The 22353-nt window shown below is 67.0% G+C and carries 17 protein-coding genes; 14 read left to right on the forward strand and 3 right to left on the reverse strand.

Annotated elements, in window-relative coordinates:
* Nucleotides 1-312: 312 nt before the first annotated feature.
* Nucleotides 313-1095, reverse strand: a complete 783-nt coding sequence (locus tag VLK31_RS32325; RefSeq protein ID WP_409172586.1) for a DeoR/GlpR family DNA-binding transcription regulator — start codon at nt 1093-1095, stop codon at nt 313-315.
* A gap of 272 nt (nt 1096-1367) precedes the next feature.
* On the opposite strand from VLK31_RS32325, the gene deoC reads away from it, so the two are divergent.
* The 8 genes from deoC to VLK31_RS32365 all read left to right on the forward strand — a co-directional run bounded on the left by deoC (nt 1368) and on the right by VLK31_RS32365 (nt 11518).
* The gene (deoC, locus tag VLK31_RS32330) at nt 1368-2462 is read left to right on the forward strand and encodes a deoxyribose-phosphate aldolase (RefSeq protein ID WP_409172587.1); all 1095 of its coding nucleotides are present in this window, start codon (nt 1368-1370) and stop codon (nt 2460-2462) included.
* Nucleotides 2463-2466: 4 nt separating this feature from the next.
* Entirely contained in the window at nt 2467-4902 is a 2436-nt protein-coding gene (locus VLK31_RS32335) for an aldehyde dehydrogenase family protein (protein ID WP_409172588.1), read from the forward strand.
* A 113-nt stretch (nt 4903-5015) separates the two neighbouring features.
* Nucleotides 5016-5465 (forward strand): RbsD/FucU family protein, encoded by a 450-nt coding sequence (locus VLK31_RS32340; protein WP_409172589.1) that lies wholly within the window; start codon nt 5016-5018, stop codon nt 5463-5465.
* Nucleotides 5466-5807: 342 nt separating this feature from the next.
* Nucleotides 5808-6752, forward strand: coding sequence for a ribokinase (locus VLK31_RS32345; RefSeq protein WP_409172590.1), 945 nt, complete (start codon nt 5808-5810; stop codon nt 6750-6752).
* A gap of 11 nt (nt 6753-6763) precedes the next feature.
* Nucleotides 6764-7819 carry an ABC transporter permease gene (locus VLK31_RS32350; RefSeq protein ID WP_409172591.1) on the forward strand — a complete coding sequence of 352 codons (1056 nt, stop codon included), beginning with the start codon at nt 6764-6766 and terminating at the stop codon, nt 7817-7819.
* A 10-nt stretch (nt 7820-7829) separates the two neighbouring features.
* Nucleotides 7830-8834, forward strand: a complete 1005-nt coding sequence (locus VLK31_RS32355; protein ID WP_409172592.1) for a substrate-binding domain-containing protein — start codon at nt 7830-7832, stop codon at nt 8832-8834.
* A gap of 21 nt (nt 8835-8855) precedes the next feature.
* A complete protein-coding gene (locus VLK31_RS32360; protein WP_409172593.1) occupies nt 8856-10460 on the forward strand; it encodes a sugar ABC transporter ATP-binding protein in 1605 nt (534 codons plus the stop codon).
* Nucleotides 10457-11518: an ABC transporter permease gene (locus VLK31_RS32365; protein WP_409172594.1), complete on the forward strand. Its 1062-nt coding sequence runs from the start codon at nt 10457-10459 to the stop codon at nt 11516-11518. The genes VLK31_RS32360 and VLK31_RS32365 overlap by 4 nt, the downstream gene beginning before the upstream one ends.
* A gap of 356 nt (nt 11519-11874) precedes the next feature.
* Here VLK31_RS32365 and bla read toward each other — a convergent pair whose 3' ends face one another.
* Complete coding sequence (bla, locus tag VLK31_RS32370) at nt 11875-12762, reverse strand: class A beta-lactamase (RefSeq protein ID WP_409172595.1); 888 nt, start codon at nt 12760-12762, stop codon at nt 11875-11877.
* Between the two features lie 288 nt (nt 12763-13050).
* Between bla and VLK31_RS32375 the strand changes: the two genes are divergently transcribed.
* From VLK31_RS32375 to VLK31_RS32395, 5 genes are all read left to right on the forward strand, one after another.
* The gene (locus VLK31_RS32375; protein WP_409172596.1) at nt 13051-15168 is read left to right on the forward strand and encodes a LamG-like jellyroll fold domain-containing protein; all 2118 of its coding nucleotides are present in this window, start codon (nt 13051-13053) and stop codon (nt 15166-15168) included.
* A gap of 58 nt (nt 15169-15226) precedes the next feature.
* Nucleotides 15227-15427: a hypothetical protein gene (locus tag VLK31_RS32380; protein WP_409172597.1), complete on the forward strand. Its 201-nt coding sequence runs from the start codon at nt 15227-15229 to the stop codon at nt 15425-15427.
* Nucleotides 15428-15459: 32 nt separating this feature from the next.
* Nucleotides 15460-17736, forward strand: coding sequence for a phosphocholine-specific phospholipase C (locus tag VLK31_RS32385; RefSeq protein ID WP_409172603.1), 2277 nt, complete (start codon nt 15460-15462; stop codon nt 17734-17736).
* Between the two features lie 139 nt (nt 17737-17875).
* Nucleotides 17876-18652 carry a DeoR/GlpR family DNA-binding transcription regulator gene (locus VLK31_RS32390; RefSeq protein WP_409172598.1) on the forward strand — a complete coding sequence of 259 codons (777 nt, stop codon included), beginning with the start codon at nt 17876-17878 and terminating at the stop codon, nt 18650-18652.
* 106 nt (nt 18653-18758) lie between these two features.
* A complete protein-coding gene (locus tag VLK31_RS32395) occupies nt 18759-19883 on the forward strand; it encodes a 3-deoxy-7-phosphoheptulonate synthase (RefSeq protein ID WP_409172599.1) in 1125 nt (374 codons plus the stop codon).
* Between the two features lie 35 nt (nt 19884-19918).
* Here the strand turns inward: VLK31_RS32395 and VLK31_RS32400 are convergent, their stop codons facing one another.
* A complete protein-coding gene (locus VLK31_RS32400; RefSeq protein ID WP_409172600.1) occupies nt 19919-20338 on the reverse strand; it encodes a MarR family winged helix-turn-helix transcriptional regulator in 420 nt (139 codons plus the stop codon).
* A 195-nt stretch (nt 20339-20533) separates the two neighbouring features.
* On the opposite strand from VLK31_RS32400, the gene VLK31_RS32405 reads away from it, so the two are divergent.
* Complete coding sequence (locus VLK31_RS32405; RefSeq protein WP_409172601.1) at nt 20534-22027, forward strand: FAD-dependent oxidoreductase; 1494 nt, start codon at nt 20534-20536, stop codon at nt 22025-22027.
* The last annotated feature ends 326 nt before the right edge of the window (nt 22028-22353 follow it).

A 22353-nucleotide genomic window follows, 5' to 3' on the forward strand; every position in this document is an offset into this window, starting at 1 on the left:
GGCTTGTGCACAGGCCGCCGTGTGCTCCCCTCCGCGAATGTCCCCCGCTTCGCTCCTCCTTTATTTCGCTGCGGGGAGCACCCGACGCCCTGTGCACTGGGGCACGCTCTGGGTGCTCGCTGATCAACAACTGCTCTGCGCAACGACCCGCTGACGGTGTGCGGCTGATCAACGACCGCTCTGAACTCGCTCACGTCGATGGGGTGCTCCCCGCAGCGAAATAAAGGAGGAGGGGCGAAGCCCCGGGGGACATTCGCGGAGGGGAGCACCCCATCGGCGTGAGCGTCGCCCTGAACAACAGCGCCCAAAAAACTACGAAGCCCGAGCAAACTCCATCGGCAATTGCTTGAACTGCTTCTTCACAGCAGCAGCAACCACCCCGCCCACCGCGATGCGAGCGAACGCATCCAGCGGACTGAAGAACGCGGGCCGCAAGGTGCCCAGCTTGCTCTCGTCGACGACCAGAAAGCTCTGCGAGGCACTGCGTATAGCCGCCTGCTTCACCGGCACCTCATGAAAGTTGGAACAGCTGGCGCCGCGCTCCGGGTCCAACCCGCCCGCTGAGATGAATGCCTTGTTCACTCCCAGCTTGTTGAGGTACTGCAAACCTTCGTCCGAAAAGAACGTGGCCGACGACGGGTGGAACAGACCGCCCATCAGCATCAACTGCGTGTTCGGCCTCCGGCTCAACACCGCGGCGATGTTCGTGGAGTAACACACCACGCTCAACGGCATGTCCGGCGGCAACGCTTCCGCGAAATGAACCATCGTCGTGCCGCAGTCGATGAACAGACTGTCGTGCGGCTGCACCCACTCCGCCGCGCGCTCGCACGCCAGACGCTTGTTGGCCGCGTGCTGGTCGCTGGCCTCGTCGAGCGAGTAACGCTCCGCCCCCGGCAACAAGGCGGCCAGCACATAACCGCCCAGGGCGGAAAGCGGCGACTCCGGCGCGGACAGGTCGCGCCGGATGGTCATCTCCGTCACGTCCAGGCGGTGGGCCGCCAGCTTGATCGGCAACGGCCCACCAGCCTCGACAAGCTCCTGCATCTTGGTCAGGCGCACGGCACGAGCCTCGGCTCCGGCAGTTTTTCGCATGTTCGGGTTCCTCTGATCCACGCATTCTCGTGGTGTTTGGATTGCTTAATAAATGTAAATACAAAAACATCTTGCCAGCGCAAATGTTATTGCAATAACATTCACACCCAGACGCCGACAGCCCTGCATGACGGCGCGCAAGACAACACCCACCGCGGCATCGCTCAGCGAGGCCGCCACGGAGACAAAAGAGACATGCCCTTTGCCTGCCTGCCCACCTTGCGGCTCCCTCGGCCCTTCGGGTCCCTGCGCGCCCCGGCGCTCCCCACTCCATGACATCCACTTCCCTCGTTCGCGCCAGCGGCACGGTGCGCTCGCGCCCGGCAGCGCCGGCCTCGGCCGTTGCCGCGCTGGCACCCAATGCGTCCGCGCCTGCCTCCGCAGCCGCCACGCCAGAAGCCCCTGGCCAATCGCACACCGCCGCGCGCAACACCGCGCAGCCCTTCGACAGCGGCTGGTTCGACAGCATCCGCGTCAACCTCTCGGCCGCTGAACGCCGCGTGGCCACGCTGCCCGGGCGCCGCTCGGTCAAGAAGGACGCGCAGGCCGGCTGGCTGCTGAAGGCCATCACCTGCATCGACCTGACCACGCTGAACGGCGACGACACGGCCGAGCGCGTGCGCCGGCTTTGCGCCAAGGCGGTGACGCCGGTGCGCCCCGACCTGCTGGCCGCGCTGGGCTTTGCCGATCGCACGCTGCACACCGGCGCGGTGTGCGTGTACCACCGCTTCGTGGCGACGGCGGTCGAGGCGCTGGCGGGCACGGGCATTCCGGTGGCGGCGGTGTCCACGGGGTTTCCGGCGGGGCTGATTCCGCACGAGCTCAAGCTGAAGGAAATAGAGGCCTCGGTGCGCGACGGCGCGGCGGAGATCGACATCGTCATCACGCGCGAACATGTGCTCACCGGGCAGTGGCAAAAGCTGTATGACGAAATGCGCGACTTTCGCCTGGCCGCGGGCGACGCGCACGTCAAAGCCATTCTTGCGACCGGCGAGCTGAAGACGCTGCGCAACGTGGCCAAGGCCTCGATGGTCTGCATGATGGCCGGCGCGGATTTCATCAAAACCTCCACCGGCAAGGAAGGCGTGAACGCCACGCCGCTGGTCACGCTGGTCATGCTGCGCATGATTCGCCAGTACGAGGCCCGCACCGGCCTGCGCGTGGGCTACAAGCCCGCCGGCGGTGTGTCCACCGCCAAGACCGCGCTCGACTACCAAGTGCTCATGAAAGAAGAGCTGGGCCGCCCCTGGCTGGAGCCCGAGCTGTTCCGCATCGGCGCATCCACGCTGCTGGCCGACATCGAGCGCCAGCTGGAGCACCACGTCACCGGCCGCTATTCGGCCTTCAACCGCCACCCGATGGCATGACCCGATGAGCAGCAAGAACACCACCCACAGCAGCGTTGCACGCTACTTCGACACCATGGACTACGGCCCCGCGCCAGAGAGCGACACCGACGCGCGCCACTGGCTCGCAAGCCATGCCGAAGGCTTCGGCCACTTCATCGACGGGCGTTTCACCACTGCATCGGCCGGCGCGCATTTCGAGACGGCCGAGCCCGCCACCGGACGGCGCCTGGCCCGCATCGCGCAAGGCTCGGCGCAAGACGTGGACGCAGCCGTAGCCGCCGCGCGCGCCGCGCAGCCCGGCTGGCTTGCGCTCGGCGGCCATGGCCGCGCACGCCATCTCTATGCACTGGCACGCATGGTGCAGCGCCATGCGCGGCTGCTCGCGGTGGTCGAGGCGCTGGACAACGGCAAGCCGATTCGCGAGACGCGCGACCTCGACGTGCCGCTGGTGGCGCGCCACTTCTATCACCACGCCGGTTGGGCGCAGTTGCAGGAGCGCGAGTTCGCGGACCAGGTGCCGCTGGGCGTGGTCGGCCAGATCATTCCCTGGAACTTTCCGCTGCTGATGCTCGCGTGGAAGATCGCGCCCGCGCTGGCACTGGGCAACACGGTGGTGCTGAAGCCGGCGGAACTCACGCCGCTGAGCGCCCTGCTCTTCGCCGAACTGGCCGCGCAGGCCGACCTGCCCGCGGGCGTGCTGAATGTGGTGACGGGCGACGGCGCCACCGGCGCGGCGCTGGTCGCGCACGAGGGCGTCGACAAGATCGCCTTCACCGGCTCCACCGACGTGGGCCGCCTGATTCGCGAAGCCACCGCAGGCTCGGGCAAGTCGCTCACGCTGGAGTTGGGCGGCAAGTCGCCCTTCATCGTGTTCGACGATGCGGACATCGATGCGGCGGTTGAGGGCGTGGTCGACGCCATCTGGTTCAACCAGGGCCAGGTGTGCTGCGCCGGCTCGCGGCTGCTGCTGCAGGAAGGCATTGCCACCGACTTCATCGCGCGCCTGCGGCGCCGCATGCAAAGCCTGCGCGTGGGCTCGCCGATGGACAAGGCGATAGACATGGGCAGCCTGATCGACCCCACGCAGCTCGAACGCGTGCGCGCCCTGGTGGCAACCGGCGTGCGCGAAGGCGCGACCTGCTACCAGGCACCGGGCACTTTGCCGCCAGGCGGCAGCTTCTTTCCGCCCACGCTGCTGACCAACGTGCACCCGGCCTCGACAGTCGCCACCGAAGAGATCTTCGGCCCGGTGCTGGTGACGATGACCTTCCGCACGCCCGACGAAGCCGTGGCGCTGGCCAACAACACGCGCTACGGCCTGGCCGCGAGCGTGTGGAGCGAAACCATCGGCCTGGCACTGGGCATCGCGCCGCAACTGCAGGCGGGCGTGGTGTGGGTCAACGCGACCAACCTGTTCGATGCGGGCGTGGGTTTCGGCGGCTACCGTGAATCGGGCTACGGCCGTGAAGGCGGGCGCGAGGGCTGCTACGAGTACCTGAAGCCGCGCGCCTGGGCCGAGCGCAAGCCGCGCACGGCTGCGGTGGTGGCTGTGGCGGTGCAAGCCGCGAACGAAACTTCGAAGATACAGGCCAAGCCGACGAGCACGCTGCCGGCCATCGACCGCACGGCCAAGCTCTTCATCGGCGGCAAGCAGGTGCGCCCCGACGGCGAACTGTCGCACCCGGTGTTCGCTGCCAGCGGGTGGCGCCTTGGCGAAGTCGGCACGGGCAACCGCAAGGACATTCGCAACGCAGTCGCTGCCGCGCGTGCGGCCACCGGCTGGTCGAGCGCCACGCCGCACCGCCGCGCGCAGGCGCTGTACTACCTCGCGGAAAACCTCTCGGCCCGCGCCGACGAATTCGCGGCGCGCATCGCCAGCCTGACCGGCGTGACCGCGCGCGCAGCGCAAGCCGAAGTCGATGCCTCGGTGAGCCGCCTGTTCGCTTACGGCGCCTGGGCCGACAAGTACGAAGGCACGGTACATGTGCCGCCGTTGCGCGGCGTGGCGCTGGCCACGGTGGAGCCGATGGGCGTGGTCGGCGTGGTGTGCCCCGACGAGGCACCGTTGCTTTCTTTCGTGAGCCTGTTCGCTCCGCTCATGGCCATGGGCAACCGCACGGTGATCGTGCCGAGCGAGAAGCACCCGCTGATTGCCACCGACTTCTACCAGGTGCTCGAAACCTCCGACCTGCCCGCGGGGGTGATCAACCTCGTGACCGGCCCTGTCGCGAGCCTGGCGCAGACGCTGGCCGAGCACGACGACGTCGATGCGCTGTGGGTCTTCGGTGCGAAGGAGTTGTCTCGCAACGCGGAGCGGCTGTCGGTCGGCAACCTGAAGCGCACGCTGGTCGACCACGGGCTTGCGACCGACTGGCACGACCCCGCGTCGGCCGAGGGAGCGCTCTTTTTGCGGCATGCCACGCAGGTCAAGAACATCTGGATTCCGTATGGGGAATGAGCGTCGCGCGCAAGCCAAAACCAAGGGAAATCCCCGTATAGCAAACGTTTGCGCAAACGTTTTCTTTATCTAAGATCGCTGTCACAAGAACTACTTCCTCTCATGGAGACAACATGCTGAAGTCCATTCATCCGCTGCTCAACGCAGACGTGCTGTACGCCTTGCGCGCCATGGGCCATGGCGACGAACTGGTGCTGTGCGACGCCAACTTTCCGGCCGATTCGGTCGCCCGCCAGACCACCCTGGGCCGGCTGTTGCGCATCGACGGTGTGGGCACCACGGAAGCGGCGCGCGCCATTCTGTCCGTGCTGCCGTTGGACAACGCGGTGGACGATCCGGCGCGGCGCATGGAAATCATGGGCGACCCGAACGAGGTACCGCCTGTGCAGCAGGAAATGCAGCGCGAGATCGACCTGGCCGAGGGGCGCTCGCGGCCTTTGGGCTCTATCGAACGCTTCGCCTTTTACGAAGCTGCACGCCGTGCTTACTGCGTGATCGCTACGGGCGAGCGGCGGTTCTACGGCTGTTTTGTGTTCAAGAAAGGCGTGCTGGCGCCTGTATGAAGCGCGCTCTTTTTTCTTGCGTGTTGGGTCGTTCGGGGCGCGCTCAGGAGGGCGGGGTACCTTGCTCCGCGAATGTCCCCCGGGCTTCGCCCTCCTCCTTTATTTCGCTGCGCAAGGCACCCCACCCTCCTGAGCGTTATGCGGAGCAGTCGTTGATCAGCGGAACACCAGCAGCGTGTCCAGGTGCACAGGGCGTCGGGTGCTCCCCGCAGCGAAATAAAGGAGGAGGCGAAGCCGGGGGACATTCGCGGAGGGGAGCACCCGGCGGCCTGTGCACGCGCCCTGAACAACAGCGCCCCAAACAACAGCACCCAAACACGCAAAGCGCCCTGGAAACCTGACATGCATTTCTCACAGAACCAACAAGGCGTAGCAGTCCTGGGCATCTTCGTAGCCGACCTTGCATTCAGAGCCGCCAGCCTCCCCGGCGTAGGCCAGACCATCGCCGGCTCCGGCTTTGCGATGGGCCCCGGTGGCAAGGGGTCCAACCAGGCGGTGGCCGCAGCACGCGCTGGTGCCGGGGTGACGTTCATCTCCAAGCTCGGACAGGACGCCTTCGGCGCCAACGCACTCGCACTGTGGGCCCAGGAAGGCATCACGCCGCGCGCCCCGCAAGTGACCACACAACCCACCGGCGCCGCCTTCATCTACGTGCATGAAGTCACCGGCGCCAACGCCATCATCGTCGTGCCCGGCGCCGCCGCGCTCATCGATGCCACCGACGTCGACGATGCCGCCGATGCCATCCGCGGCGCACGCGTGTTCGTCACCCAGCTCGAACAACCAGCCGATGCAGCGCGCCGCGGCCTTGAGATTGCGCGCGCCGCCGGCACCGTGACCGTGTTCAACCCCGCCCCGGCATTGCCCTTCGACGACGCGCTGTACCCGCTGTGCGACTACATCACGCCCAACGAACATGAAGCCGCGGCACTGAGCGGCATCGCCGTGGAAACCCTCGACGACGCACGCCGCGCCGGCGACTTCTTTCTGTCCAAGGGCGTCGGCTGTGCGCTCATCACGCTGGGCGACAAGGGCGCGCTGCTGCACAGCGCCAGCGCCTCGGTGCACCTGCCCGTGTTCAACGCCGGCGCGGTGAAGGAAACGGCCGGCGCGGGCGATGCCTTCAACGGCGGCTTTGCGGCGGCACTGGCCGAAGGCGCCTCGCCGCTGGAGGCCGCGCGCTTCGGCTCGGCGGTGGCGGCCATCTCGGTCACGCGGGCCGGCACCGCGCCCTCGATGCCCACGCGCGCCGAGGTCGATGCGCTGCTGAAGCGCCAGGTTCACTGAAAGACGCCGCCATGACCTCCAGGTTTTCAGACCGCGAACTCAACTTTCTGGTTGCCATCAACGTGGTGATCCTCGTGGTCGCAACCGTGCTTTCCAGGGGCGACTTTCTCGACGTCTACAACTTCCAGTCGATGGGCGGCCAGCTGCCCGAGCTTGGCCTGCTGGCCATGGGCGTGGCGCTGTCGATGATTTCGGGCAACGGCGGCATCGACCTGTCGGGCGTGGCGCTGGCCAACCTGGCCGGCGTGGTCGCCGCCACGGTGGCGCCGATGCTGGCCGCGCCCGATGCCTCGCCCTGGATCTACACGGCATGGTTCGTGGTCATTGCGCTGGCGGTGGGGCTGGTGGGTGGGCTGCTCAACGGCTTGCTGATAGCGCGCGCCGGGCTCACGCCCATTCTTTGCACGCTGGGCACGCAACTGCTCTACACCGGCTTTGCCGTGGTGCTCACCGGCGGCTCCAGCCTGCGCGTGGGCAATGCGGAGGCGCTCTCGGCCATCGGCAACGAGATGGTGCTGGGCGTGCCGATTCCGTTCGTCATCTTCGTGGTGATGCTGCTTGCCGTGGGCTGGCTGCTGAAGCAGAGCCCGTTCGGCATTCGCCTTTTCTTGCTGGGCACCAACGCCAAGGCGGCGCGCTACGCGGGCATTTCGCAGAGCCGCATGCTGATTGCCACCTACGCGCTGTGCGGCGTGCTGGCGGCGGTGGCGGGCGTGATCATCGCGAGCCGCACGGCCAGCGTGAAGTCGGACTACGGCAACTCCTACCTGCTGATTGCCATCCTCATCACCGTGATGGCCGGCGTGCGGCCGCAGGGCGGCTACGGGCGCATGGTGTGCCTGTTTTTCTCGGCCGTGGCGCTGCAGCTGCTTTCCAGCACGTTCAACCTGCTGGGCATTTCCAACTTCTTTCGCGACTGCGCCTGGGGCCTGCTGCTGCTGTTCTTTCTGGCATCGGCACGGTTCAGTTTGAGCGACCTGCGCAGCTTCATTTCCGTTTCGCGCACCAGCGCACCGCCGCACCAGCCCCCTCCTGGCGCAGCGCAACAAAGAACCACCGAGGGCTAGGAGACACAACATGCTGAAGAAAACAAAGATCGCCTGCACCGTACTGGCCCTGGGCACCGTGGCTTTTGCCTCGGCGCTGCATGCGCAAGGCAAGCCGCAAGACATCGTCACCGTGGTGAAGATCACCGGCATCAGCTGGTTCAACCGCATGGAAGTGGGCGTGAAGGAGTTCGGCGCCACCACGCCGGGCGTGGCCACGCGCCAGATCGGCCCGGCCCAGTCGGACGCCGCGCAGCAGCAGCGCCTGGTCGAAGACCTGGTGGCCAAGAAGGTCGACGCCATCGCCGTGGTGTCGATGGACCCGCCCACGCTGGAGCCGGTGCTCAAGCGCGCCATGGAGCGCGGCATCAAGGTGGTGACGCACGAGGCCGACAACCAGAAGAACACCATGGTCGACATCGAGGCCTTCGACAACACGGCCTACGGCGCGCGCATCAACGAGCGCCTGTCCGCCTGCATGGGCCAGCAGGGCAAGTGGACCTCGCTGGTGGGTTCGCTGGGCAGCCAGTCGCAGGTGCAGTGGGCCGACGGCGGCGCCGCCAACGCCAAGAAGTACCCCAAGATGCAGCTGGTCGACGCCAAGAACGAGTCGCTCAACGACGCCGAGAAGGCCTACGGCAAGGCCAAGGAAATGCTGCGCAAGCACCCCGACCTGAAGGGCTTTCAGGGTTCGTCGTCGCTGGACGTGCTGGGCATCGGCCGCGCGGTGGAAGAAGCCGGCCTGCAGGGCAAGATCTGCGTGTACGGCACCGGCCTGCCGAGCGAGGCGGCCAAGTTCCTGGAGTCGGGCGCGGTGGGCGGCATCGCCTTCTGGGACCCGAAGGACGCGGGCATCGTCATGAACAAGGCGGCCAAGATGCTGCTCGACGGCAAGACCATCACCGAAGGCACCGACATGGGCGTGCAGGGCTACAACAAGGTCTCGGTGAAGAAGGGCCCGGGCGTCGGCATCATCGTCACGGGCCAGGCCTGGGTCGAGGTCGACAAGCAGAACTACAAGAAGTACGCCTTCTGATCTTGCGGACACCTTGAGCGTATGACATCTTCCGCGCCTCTCGCGCCTCTCGCGCCTCTCGCGCCCTCCACGCAAGCGCCGGCTGCCCCGGCCGGGCGCCGTGTCTTCCTCGAAGTGCAGGACGTGCACAAGCGCTTTGCGGGCGTGCACGCGCTGCGCGGCATCGACCTGACGATCGAAGCCGGCGAGATCTATCACCTGCTGGGCGAGAACGGCTGCGGCAAGAGCACGCTCATCAAGATCATCTCGGGCGCGCAGCCCCCGAGCCAGGGGCGCATCGTGATCGACGGGCGCCCGCACGAATCGCTGTCACCGCTGCAGGCGCTCACGCTGGGCATCGAGACGGTCTATCAGGACCTGTCCTTGCTGCCCAACATGAGCGTGGCCGAGAACGTCGCGCTCAGCGAACAGCTGGTCGAAACCGGCGGCAAGCTGGCGCGGCGTTTCGACCGCAAGGCCGTGGCCGCCACGGCGATGCGCGCACTGCAAACGGTGAAGCTGCCGACCGACGCCGCGTTTCTTGCGCGGCGTGTCGACGAGCTGCCCATTGCCACGCGGCAACTGGTGGCCATTGCACGCGCAGTGGCCACGCGGGCGCGCATGGTCATCATGGACGAGCCCACCACCTCGCTCACGCAGAAGGAAGTCGACAACCTCGTGCACGTGGTGGAAGCGCTGCGCGCGCAAGGCGTGGCGGTGCTGTTCGTGAGCCACAAGCTGGACGAATGCATTGCCATGGGCGGCCAGGCCATCGTGTTCCGCGACGGCACCAAGGTGGCCCAGGGCCCGATCCGCGATTTCACCAAGGCCGAGCTGGCGCACTGGATGACCGGCAAGCAGCTCGACGGCGCGCGCTACCGCCACCAGACGCACGGCGGCGACGCGCTGCTGCAGGTCGAGACGCTGGGCCGCGGCGCCCAGTTCAGCGACGTGAGCTTCACGCTGCACAAGGGCGAGATTCTGGGCATCACCGGCCTGCTCGACTCCGGCCGCAACGAGCTAGCGCTGGCCCTGGCCGGCGTGCAGGCCGCAGACCGCGGGCGCCTGGTGCTCGACGGCAAGCAGATCACGCTGAAGACACCGACCGACGGCATTCGCCAGGGCATCGGCTATGTGCCGGAAGACCGCCTGAGCGAAGGCCTGTTCCTCGACAAACCGATTCGCGACAACATCGTGACGGCCGTGCTCGACCGCTTGCGCGGGCGCTTTGGCGCGCTGGACGCCAAGCAGTGCCAGGCTTTGGCCGAGCGCACCGTGCGCGACCTGCAGATCGCCACGCCGGACGTCGACCGCCCGGTGCAGTCGCTGTCGGGCGGCAACCAGCAGCGCGTGCTCATCGGCCGCTGGCTGGCCATCGACCCGCGCGTGCTGATACTGCACGGCCCCACGGTGGGCGTGGACGTGGGCTCGAAGGACACCATCTACCGCATCGTGCAGCGGCTGGCCGAGCAAGGGCTGGGCGTGATCCTGGTGAGCGACGATCTGCAGGAGCTGCTGCAGAACTGCGACCGCATCTTGCTGATGCGCAAGGGCCGCATTGCCAACGACTTCGATGCGCAGGGCCTGGCCGAGAGCGAGCTCTACCACGCGCTGGTTTCCGACACACCCTCCCCTGCATTCTCATGACGGCATCCACCATGCAAGCGCAATCCCCGACAGCGCCCTCTTCCGTGGCACCGGAGGCCCCCAGGGCACCGGCTCGCTGGCAAGCTTGGCGCCATTGGCTCGGGCAGCGTCCCTCGGTCTTCACGCTGGCGCTGATCGTGCTGGTGTGCCTGGTGGTCGGCGCGATCAACCCGAGCTTCTTTCAGCTGCCGGTGCTGTTCGACATCGTGCGTGCCTGCACGGTGGTGGGCCTGTTTGCGCTGGGCGTGCTGATCGTGCTGGCGGCGGGCGGCATCGACGTGTCGTTCGCGGCCATTGCGGCGTTGACGATGTACAGCATCACCAAGCTGGTGTTGAACTACTTTCCCGACACGCACATTGCGGTGTTGCTGGTGGCCGGCGCGGCCAGTGGTGCAGTGTTGGGCGTGCTCAACGGGTTGCTGGTGCACTGGCTGAAGGCGCCTTCGCTGATCGTGACCATCGGCACGCAGTACCTGTACCGCGGCATTCTGCTGACTTTTGTGGGCACGGTGTTCTTCATGAACGTGCCGGCGCCGATGGATGCCTTCGGCAAGCTCGCGCTGTGGCGCTTCGACACGCCGCAGGGTCTGCATGTGGTGTTGCCCGCCACGGTGCTGGTGCTGGCGGGTGCGGCGGTGCTGACGTGGTGGTTGCTGAACCGCACGCTCATCGGCCGTGCGGTGTACGCGATTGGCGGCAGCCTGACGATTGCGGAGCGGCTGGGCTACAACCTGCGAACGGTACACATCTTCGTGTTCGCGTATGCGGGGTTTCTGTCGGGGTTGGCGGGCATCGTGCATGTGTCGAGCACGCGGCTGGCGAACCCGTTCGACTTGGTGGGCAATGAGCTGGACGTGATTGCGGCTGTGATCCTGGGTGGTGCGCGCATCACCGGTGGCAGCGGGACCGTGGGCGGCACGCTGTTGGGCGTGGTGTTGGTCACGCTGATCAACAACGTGCTGATTCTGGCCGGTGTGCCCAGCACGTGGCAGAAGGTCATCATCGGGGCGTTCATTCTGGTGGCGGGTGCTTGTTTTGCGATGCGCAAGCAGGGCTGATTTTTTCCTTTGTCTGTTTGACGGGACTTGTTCGGGGCGGCGCTCACGCCGACGGGGTGCTCCCCTCCGCGAATGTCCCCCGGGGCTTCGCCCCTCCTCCTTTATTTCGCTGCGGGGAGCACCCCGTCGACGTGAGCGTTATCAGAGCTCTGGTTGATCAGCCGCACACCGACAGCGTGTTCAATGTTCAGAGCAGTCGTTGGGCGGCGAGCACTCAGAGCGTCCCTGGTGCACAGGGCGTCGGGTGCTCCCCGCAGCGAAATAAAGGAGGAGCGAAGCGGGGGACATTCGCGGAGGGGAGCACCCGGCGGCCTGTGCACACGCCCTGAACAGAAAATCCCGTTGCAGCCAGCGGCCTATCCCGCCAAAGCAGCAACGGCAATCCGCACAGCCGAAGCAACCACGTCGTTCCGCGTCTTCGCATCCTTCTGCGGAAAGGTCAGGTACACCGACAGCACCAGCGGCGCACCGGCAAGCGGCCAGAGCACACCGACGTCGTTGTTGCTGCCGTATGAACCCGCTCCCGTCTTGTCGGCGACCTTCCAACCCGCAGGCACGCCCGCCAGGAAACGCTCCGCGCTGGTCGTGTTGCCCAGCAGCCAGGTCTTCAACTGTTCTCGCTGCGCGGCACCCAATGCGTCGCCCAACACCAAACGCTGAACGCTGTCCGACATCGCCGCCGGCGTGGTCGTGTCGCGCAGGTCACCGGGAATGCTGGTGTTGAGCTCGGGTTCCATGCGGTCGAGCCGGAAGGCCGGGTCGCCGATGCGGCGCGAAAACGCCGTCACCTCGGGCGGGCCGCCCAGCAACTTCAGCAACACATTGGCCGCGGTGTTGTCGCTGTACTGCAGCGTGGCCGCGCACAGGTCGGCCACGCGCATGCCCGTGTCCACATGCTTCTCTGTGACCGGTGAATAGGCGACGAGGTCGGCCTTGCCGTAACGCACCTGCCGCGACAGCAGGCTCGCGTCCTTCGCGCTGTGTTCGAGCACCGTGGCGGCCAGCATCAGCTTGAAAGTGCTGCACAACGGAAAGCGCTCCTGCGCGCGATGCTGAATGCGCGCGCCGCTGACGGTGTGGAAACCCACCACGCCGAGCCGGCCGCCCGAGGCGCGCTCGAGTTCGGCCAACTGCGCTTCGCCCGACGACTGCGCGCCGTTGCGGGACCACGCGGAGCACGCGCTGGCAAGTGGCAACACGGAAGCGGCGAGCAGCAAGGTGCGGCGCTGAACAGGGGATGTCATGGGGTTCTTCTCTCTCTTCGGGTGAATGGCTGTGATGGGTGAATCGTAGGTTCGCGCAACGCGCCGGGCCAGCGACCCGGTCGTGCTTGGCGTCCCGGCTGTATCCGCTGTAACGCCCGCGCCAGCGCGCTGCCTTTCATGCCCGCCGAACTTCATGCGCCCTGTCAAACCGCTGTCACCTGAAGAACGCAACATCTGAGGCATTAAGAGTATTTGTGCGTTTTGTTGCAAATGCAATTCGATGCAAAAGCGCCAGCGAATACCAACTCAACTTCTTCGGGAAAAACCATGATCAGAGGAACGACCGCGCGCGGCGGTCTGGCGGGTGGGAGCTTGTGCGCCGTGCTGCTTCTTGCAGCTTGCGGTGGCGGTGGCGGCAACGGCACCCCGACCGGTTTCTTGCCCATCGGCACACCAGCGAGCGGTAACGTCGGCGGCGGGGGCAGCACGGCCCCCACCGTCAATCAAGGCAAGAGCGGCCCCAAGGCGCTGGTGGTGGAAGTCGACGGCCTCACGCACGCGGCGCTGAGCGATGCCATCGCACAGAAAAGGGCCCCGGCGCTGCAGTCGCTGCGGCTGGCACCGGCTTGGACCGGCGGCGCCAACGGCACGCTGTCAGAACAACGGCTCACCAACGCGCCGGGCTGGGCCACGCTCTTGACCGGCACCTGGGTGCAACGCCATGGCGTGCGATGGGACACGGCCGACCAGCGCATCGACGCCAAGCTCGCGCCATCGATCTTTGCCATGGCCAAGCAGAAGCCTGGCGCGGACTACAAGACCGCGAGCGTCACGGCCAACGCGCTTTACCCCTGGCTGCTGGGCAATGAGCCGGGCAGCGTCGACACCGCAGTCGACTGCACGGGCTCCGACAGTTGCGTGACCGAGCGCACCGCGCAACGCATCGACGCGGGCGACGACCTGGTCGTGGCGCAGTACGGCGCACCGGGTGCGGTCGCCACTACCGGCGTGTCAGGCGCGTCAGGCGCCGCTTATCAGCAGGCGGTGACCGACACCTCCGCCGCCATCGGCCAGCTGCTGGCCCACATTGCGCAGCGCACCGCGAACGACGCCAAGGAAGACTGGCTCGTGATCCTCACCACGGGCCACGGCCTGGATGCCTTCGGCGCCGCCACCGGGGTGCAGTCGATCGACAACAAGACCATCTTCATCGCAAGCAACAAGGCGCTGGCGAGCCTGCCCGGCACGGGCGCCGCCGCACCCGCCGACACCACGCTGCTGCAGCTTGCCGCCGCCACCGACATCGCACCCACCGTGCTGCGCCACCTGGGCGTGAGCCCTGCGGCCGCCGACTACCGCTTCAACGGCCAGGCCCTGCAGGCCGCCACATCGCTGCGCGGCCTGTCGGCCAAGACGGGCGCGGACAAGGGCAGCATCGAGCTCTCATGGACGCTCACGGGCGCCACGACCGCGCTGGTACAGGTGCTGCGCGACGGCAAGCCTGTGGCCACGCTGCCCGCTGCGTCCACCACGTACACCGACCCCATCGTCGCCGCGAGCAGCGGCATCTACACCTATCAGTACACCGTGGTGGCCGGCGAGGCCAGCGTGGCGCTCACCGCGCAGATCGCCTATGTAAAGCCGCTGCCGCCCGAGCCATCGGCAACGCTGGCACCCACGCTGTTGAACGGACTGGTCAATTACTACCCGCTGGACGCACTGCCCGGCATCGATGCGAAGAACGCCTCCACGCTCGGACCGTGGGCGGCGGACGCCAACGGCGGCACCGTGGTCGACGACGGCTTCAAGGCGCCCTACAAGGCCAAGGCGCTGCGCGTGGACAGCACCCTGAAAAACGCCAGCGGCAAGGCCGGCTACCGCCTGCTGCAGAGCACCGACGTTACGACCGCCCCTGCGGTCACGGCGTTCACCATCGGCTTCTGGCTGCGCACCGATAACACCTGCAGCCAGGGCGTGAGCAACGGCGGCACGGTGATCGGCAACAAGAACTACACCACCGGCAAGAACGCGGGCCTGGCCATCGGCCTGTTCGACAGCTGCGAGATCCGCTTCAACGTGGGCACCGGCGACGAGCGCGCCGACAGCAACGGCTACAGCCTGAGCGCTGGCCAGTGGGCCTACGTGGCGATGGTGATCGACAAGGCTGCGCTCACCATGAAGGGCTACGTGATGGACCCCGTCAGGGGCATCCAGGCCAACGGCAGCGCCATCACGAGCGCGCTGGTCGGCAAGCTCGGCGGCCTGGGCGCCGGCATGGGCCTGAACGAGGACGGCACCGGCCTGTATTACCAGCGCGAATCGACCTCGCCGCGCGGCGCGATGGACTTCAACGAATTCGCCATCTGGAACCGCGCGCTCACCAGCGACGAGCTCGCCAGCATCTTCAAGTCGGGCCAGCCGCTGTCGACGCTGAACCCACCCTGATCACCTCCCCTGCACTCCCCCCACAACCGCACAACAACCACTTCAGAGGTTTCGAACCATGCAGTTTCATCCCCTTCTTTGCGCGCGCCTCGCGAGCGCGCTCGTTCTGGCCTGCGCCCTGTCCGCCTGTGGCGGCGGCAGCGGTGGCGGTGGTGGCGTCGTCGGTGGCCTGCCCACCACGCCCAACACCCCGACGACCCCCACCACCCCCCAACAACCCGACGCCGGCACCGCGCCGGTGAAAAGCTGCGCACCCTGAGGCCCCACGACATGACCGACAAGACACTCCCCATGAACTCGCGCCGCAAGTTCCTCACCGGCACCGCCACCACGGGCGCCGCCGCGCTCGCCATCTCTGCCTTTCCGCCGAGCATTCGCCGCGCGTTGGCCATTCCGGCCAACAACAAGACGGGCACGATCATGGACGTGGAGCACGTCGTGATCCTGATGCAGGAGAACCGGTCGTTCGACCATTACTTCGGCATGCTCATGGGCGTGCGCGGCTTCGGCGACCGCTTCACCATTCCGCTGCCACGCGGCCTCAACGTGTGGCAGCAAAGCGATGCCAACGGCAAGCCGGTGCTGCCCTACCACCTCGACCAGAGCAAGGGCAACGCGCAGCGCGTGAGCGGCACGCCGCACAGCTGGGGCGATGCGCAGAACGCCTGGGACGGCGGACGCATGTACCAGTGGCCGCGCTACAAGACCACCGCGTCGATGGGCTACTTTCAGGAAGCGGAGCTCCCGTTCCAATACGCGCTGGCCAACGCCTTCACGGTGTGCGACAGCTACCACTGCGGCATGCACACCGGCACCAACTCCAACCGCCTGTTCCACTGGACCGGCACCAACGGCCCCTCGGGCCAGACCGGCACCGGCACGGCGGGCGTCGCGTCGATCGACAACACCTGGGAAAACCTGCGCGCGCCCTGGGATCCCATCAAAAACCCCAATGTCGATTCCACCCAGTACGGCTGCAACTGGAAGACCTACCCCGAGCGGCTGGAAGAAGCCAAGATCAGCTGGATCGTCTACCAGAACCTGCCGGACAACTACACCGACAACCCTCTGCACGGCTTCAAGCAGTACCGCGTGGCGAACAAGCTTTCGGGCAAGAACGACATGCGCTACGACGGCGACGCCAGCCCGCCTGCAGGCGTGACGGTGCCCGCCTACGACGCGGCCAGCGATGACGCAGGCAACCCGCTGTACAAGGGCGTCGCCAACACCATGCCCGACGGCGGCTTCCTCGGCACCTTCAAGCAGGACGTGCTCAACGGCAAGCTGCGCCAGGTGTCGTGGATCGTGGCGCCGGCCGAATACTCCGAGCACCCCGGCCCGTCGAGCCCGGTGCAGGGCGGCTGGTACATCCAGGAGGTGCTGAACGCGCTCACCGCCTCGCCCGAGGTGTGGAGCAAGACGGTGCTCATCGTGAACTTCGACGAGAACGACGGGTTCTTCGACCACGTGCCCTCGCCTTCGGCGCCCTCCCCCCTGAACCCCACCGACCCGAACAGCGCCATGGCGGGCAAGACCACGCTGTCGGACGCCGACGTGGCCTTCGAACGCCACAACTACCCGCTGGTGGGCAGCACCACGCCGCCGGTCGATGGGCGTGTTTACGGGCCCGGCCCGCGCGTGCCGATGTACGTCATCTCGCCGTGGAGCCGCGGCGGCTGGGTCAACTCGCAGGTGTTCGACCACACCTCGGTGCTGCGCTTTCTGGAGGCGCGCTTCGGTGTCAGGGAGCTGAACATCTCGCCGTTCCGCCGCGCGGTGAGCGGCGACCTGACCAGTGCCTTCAACTTTGCAACGCCCAACACCGAAGTGCTGCCCACGCTCGCCGGCACGCGAACCAAGACCGATGCCATCAACCTGCGCGCCGCACAGGAAGCGCTCCCGCAGATCGTGCCGCCGGCCAATGCCACGCTGCCCAAGCAGGCCACCGGCACGCGCCCTTCGCGCGCGCTGCCCTACGAGCTGCACGTGAGCGCACGCGCAGACGCGGTCAACGGCGCCATGCGGCTCATCTTCTCGAACACCGGCAAGGCCGCCGCAGTGTTCCATGTGTACGACAAGCTGCACCTGGACCAACTGCCGCGCCGCTACATGGTGGAGCCCGGCAAGATGCTCGACGACGTGTGGGGCGGCACGGCCGACACCGCGGGCAATTCGTACGACCTGTGGGTGCTCGGCCCCAACGGCTTTCACCGCCACTTCAAGGGCAACCTGGACACGCTGCGCGCCAGCAACGCGGCCAACCCCGAGGTGCGCGTGTGCTACGACATTGCCAACGGCAACGTCTACCTGGAGATGCTCAACGGCGGCACCAACGCGTGCAACTTCACGGTGCGCGCCAAGGCCTACCGCAACGACGGCCCATGGGGTGCCACCGTCAATGGCGGCGCCAAGGCAGAGCAGCTGTGGACGCTCGCGGGCAGCGGCCAGTGGTACGACTTTGCAGTGACGTGCGACGCCGACCCGACCTACTACCGCCGCTTTGCGGGCCGCGTGGAAACCGGCAAGCACTTGGTGAGCGATCCGGCGATGGGCCGCGCCGACCTTTAAACGCTCGGCAATCGGCGCTCGGCAATCGGCACAATGGCGCGGTCTCCGCGCCTGCTGTGTGCCTTTTCATCTGCAGACCCGGGGGCGGCCGTCGCACTGACGCCGCCCTCTTTTTCTTTTTCCCAAGCCAGCATCCTTCATGCTCCAAGAAGAACGATTCCTGCGCATCCGCAGCCTGCTCGCCACCTTCTCGCGCCTGAGCGTCGAGCGCATCGTGCAAGACCTCGAGGTGTCGCGCGAGACCGTGCGGCGCGACCTGCTCGAACTGGAAGGCCAGGGCGAACTGCGCCGCGTGCATGGCGGCGCCATTGCCACCAGCGCCGAGCCAGAGCCGCCGCTGGCTGTGCGGCTGGTGGCGCGACAGCGCGAGAAGCGCGCCATTGCCAAGGCCGCCGTGGCGCTGCTGCGGCCCGGGCAGACCATCTTCATGGACGCGGGCAGCACCATGTCGATCTGCGCGGAAGAAATTGCCACGCTCAGCGGCATGACGGTGATCACCAACTCGCTGAACATCGCGCTCAAGCTCGCCGGCGCGGGCGAGGGCCGGCTCACCGGGAACCAGACCATCCTGCTCGGCGGCCAGATCGACGTGAAGGCGCAGGCCACCATCGGCGACACCGCCATCGAGGCCATTCACCGCTACCGCGCCGACGTGGCGCTGCTGTCCCCCGTGGGGCTGCATGCGAAGCACGGCGCCATGAGCTTCGAGCACCACGAGGCCACCGTGGCACGCGCCATGGCCGAGCAGGCGCAGCAAGTGGTGCTGCTGGCCGACCACGCGAAGATCGGCCAGGCCAGCCGCGTGACCTATGCGCGCATGGCCGACATCGACGTGGTGGTCACCGACGCCAAGGCGCGCGACCTGCCGGGGCTGCCCGCGCTGCGCAAGGCGTGCGAGCGGCTGATACTGGCCTGAGACGGCGATTTTCAGGGCTGCCCTTGCGGCCCAGGCAGGTGTGTTGGCCCTGCTTGCCGTGGCGACGACAATCGACCGCGCCCCCATTCGAAAACCCACCACGACCATGCCCCGCCTCGACGACCCCCTCCACGACGCCGAAATCGGCTCCCGCGACAGCACGCTCGACACCACCCGCATCGACGACGTGCGCATCGGCGCGGTTCGCCCGCTCATGACGCCTGCGCTGCTGCAGGAACGCGTGCCCGTGCGCGACAACACGCTGGCGCTGGTCGAAGGCGCCCGCGCGGCCATTGCCGATGTGCTGCACGGCCGCGACGACCGGCTGGTGGTGGTGGTGGGCCCCTGCTCCATCCACGACCACGACCAGGCCATCGAATACGCGCAGCGCCTGAAGAAGGTGGCCGACTCGCTGCAGGACGACCTGGTCATCGTGATGCGCGCCTACTTCGAAAAGCCGCGCACCACCGTCGGCTGGAAGGGCTACATCAACGACCCGCACCTGGACGGCAGCTTCGCGATCAACGAAGGCCTGGAGCGCGCGCGCCGTCTGCTGCTGGAGCTGACCACGCTGGGCCTGCCGACCGGCACCGAGTTTCTCGACCTGTTGAGCCCGCAGTTCATTGCCGACCTGATCGCCTGGGGCGCCATTGGCGCGCGCACCACCGAGAGCCAGAGCCATCGGCAACTGGCGTCGGGCCTGAGCTGCCCGGTGGGCTTCAAGAACGGCACGGACGGCAGCGTGAAGGTGGCGGCCGACGCCATCCTCGCGGCGCGCGCGCCGCATGCCTTCATGGGCATGACCAAGATGGGCATGGCCGCGATCTTCGAGACGCGCGGCAACGACGACTGCCATGTGATCCTGCGCGGCGGCAAGGCGCCCAACTATTCGGCTGCGGACGTGGAGGCCAGCTGCCAGGCGCTGTTGGCGAACGGCCTGCGCCCGCAGGTGATGGTCGACGTGTCGCACGGCAACAGCAGCAAGCAGCACCAGCGCCAGATCGTGGTCGCGCAAGACGTGGCGGCGCAGATCGCGGCCGGCGAGCGGCGCATCACCGGCCTCATGATCGAGAGCCACCTCGAGGAAGGGCGGCAAGACCTGGCGCCTGGCGTGGCGCTGAAGCACGGGGTGTCGATCACCGATGCGTGCATCAGCTTTGCGCAGACGGTGCCGGTGCTGGAAGAGCTGGCTTCGGCGGTGAAGGCGCGCAGGCGCTTGACGAAGGGCTGACCCGCTAACTGACCCCGGCGGTTGGGCCCAACGGCTCAGCGCGCCAGCCCGTCGCGCTCGACGTCCGCGGCAAATTTCTGCATGAGGCGCACCAGGTCGTCGACATCGTTTTGCTCCCATGTGTCGAAGATGGCACGCCCGATTCGCTCGCGCGCGATGTCCACCGCATCGGTCATGGCCTTGCCCTTGGGCGTGACCACCGCCTCGCGCACGCGCCGGTCCCTGGCGCCTTCCTGGCGCGTCACCAGCTCCAGCGCTTCGAGCTTGGCCACCTGACGGCTCACGGTGGTGTAGTCGCGCCCCACGCGATCGGCCAGCTCCACCACGCCGATCGGCCCCACGCGCTCGATGCCCACCAGCAGCGGAAACAGCGCCCGGTCGAGCGAAATACCGGCTTCGCGGACCATCGCCTCGTCGCGCTGCGGCCGGTTCATGGCGCTCACGATGCTGAGCATTGCACCGTGCAAGGCGCGCAACTGCTCCGAGGTTTGCGATGACGCTTTTGGTGTCCCTTTTTGCGTCCCTTTCGACGTCCCTTTCGACTTCCCTTTTGGCGACTTTTTTGCCGAGATATGTGTATCTTGCACTTTTTTATTCGATGACATAGCATCCGCTCCTGTTATGTGCATATTACACACAAGGAGCACGCAATGTCACAGAGTTTCTCCACCGACGTTCTGATCTGCGGGGCTGGCGCGGCCGGTCTCACGCTTGCCATCGAGCTGGCGCGGCGTGGTGTTTCGTTTCGCCTGGTCGAGAAGATGACCGGCCCGTTCAGCGGCTCGCGCGGCAAGGGCATTCAGCCGCGCACGCAGGAAGTCTTCGAGGATCTGGGCGTGCTCGACCGCATGGTCGCGGCCGGCGGCATGTACCCGCCCTCGTGGGAGCACCGCGCCGATGGCACGCATGCCGTGTCCGAGGTGGTCGACCACCAGGCGCCGACGCCGGCCGAGCCCTACCACCTCGCGCTGATGGTGCCGCAGTTTCTGACCGAGGGCGTGCTGCGAGAGCGCCTGGTCGAACTGGGGCACGAGCCTGACTTCGGGTGCGAGCTGATCGGGTTCGAACAAGACGGTGACGGCGTGAGCGCGCGGCTGGTCGGCGCGACAGGTGAGCAAACCCTGCGCGTGCGCTACCTGATCGGCGCCGACGGTGGCCGCAGCTTCGTGCGGCATGCGCTGGACATCGGCTTTCCGGGCAAGACGCTGGGCGTGCGTGCCGTGGTGGCCGATGTGGTGCTGACGGGCCTGGGCCGCGAGGCATGGCACCGTTTCAACGAAGGCCAGATGGGCGCGCAAATTTCGCTGTGCCCGCTTGCCGGAACCGACATGTTCCAGCTGCAGGCACCTGTCCCGCCGGAGGGCGACATCGACCTGTCTGCCGAGGGGCTGAGCGCTATGGTGGCAGAGCGCACCGGGCGCACGGACATTCGCATTGCATCGGTGTCGTGGGCTTCGGCTTTTCACATGAATGCGAGGCTGGCGGACCGCTACAAGGTGGGTCGCGTCCTGCTGGTGGGCGACGCGGCGCATGTGCATCCGCCGACCGGTGGCCAGGGGCTGAACACGAGCGTGCAAGACGCCTACAACCTGGGCTGGAAGCTGGCGGCGGTGGCCCGTGGTGGCGCCCCCGAGGCATTGCTGGACAGTTACGAAGAAGAGCGTCGCCCCATCGCGGCGAACATGCTGGGCCTGGCCACGAAGTTGCTCGATGCGGCGAAGCGGGGCGACATGCGGCGGGGTCGCGAAGTGCATCAGCTGGACCTGGGTTACCCCGGGTCGTCGCTCGCGTTGATGCAGCCGCAACGTGCTGACGGCTTGCTGGCGGGAGACCGGGCGCCCGATGCGCCGGTGCGTGGCGCGTCGGGCCAGGGCACGCGGCTTTTCGAGCTTTTCAAGGGCACGCATTGGACGCTGCTGGGTTACGAAGCCGAGCGCCACGGTTTGCCGCCACGCGCGGGGCTGCACATCCACACGGTGGGTCCGCGCGGCGACCTGCAGGACGATGGCGGTCACTTCAAGGACGCCTATGCGCTGTCACCCGGCGACTGGGTGCTGGTGCGGCCGGATGGGTACGTTAGGGCGATCGTTGCGTCCTCCGAAGTCGAGGCGCTCTTGCACTACTTGCGGGAGGTTGGCCTGTAGTTGTGGGTTATTTCGGTTGCGGTTCGGGGCGCGTGCGGTTCGGGGCGCGTGCAAAGGCCGCCGGGTACTCCCCTCCGCGAATGTCCCCCGGGCTTCGCCCTCCTCCTTTATTTCGCTGCGGGGAGCACCCGACGCCCTGTGCCCGAGAGACGCGGCGTTTGATCCGTGCGATCAACCCCGGCTCTGAACTCGCTCACGTCGATGGGGTGCCTTGCGCAGCGAAATAAAGACACCGTTATGTTTGTCAAGCGTTGGCCATCAAGCGCGGGCCTTCTTGCCGTGATTTGGGTCGAAGGGCTTGCCCGACCTCAGGACGCCGAAGGCGA

It is taken from the genome of Variovorax sp. H27-G14, assembly GCF_046156345.1.
In the GTDB taxonomy this organism is placed as follows: domain Bacteria; phylum Pseudomonadota; class Gammaproteobacteria; order Burkholderiales; family Burkholderiaceae_C; genus Variovorax.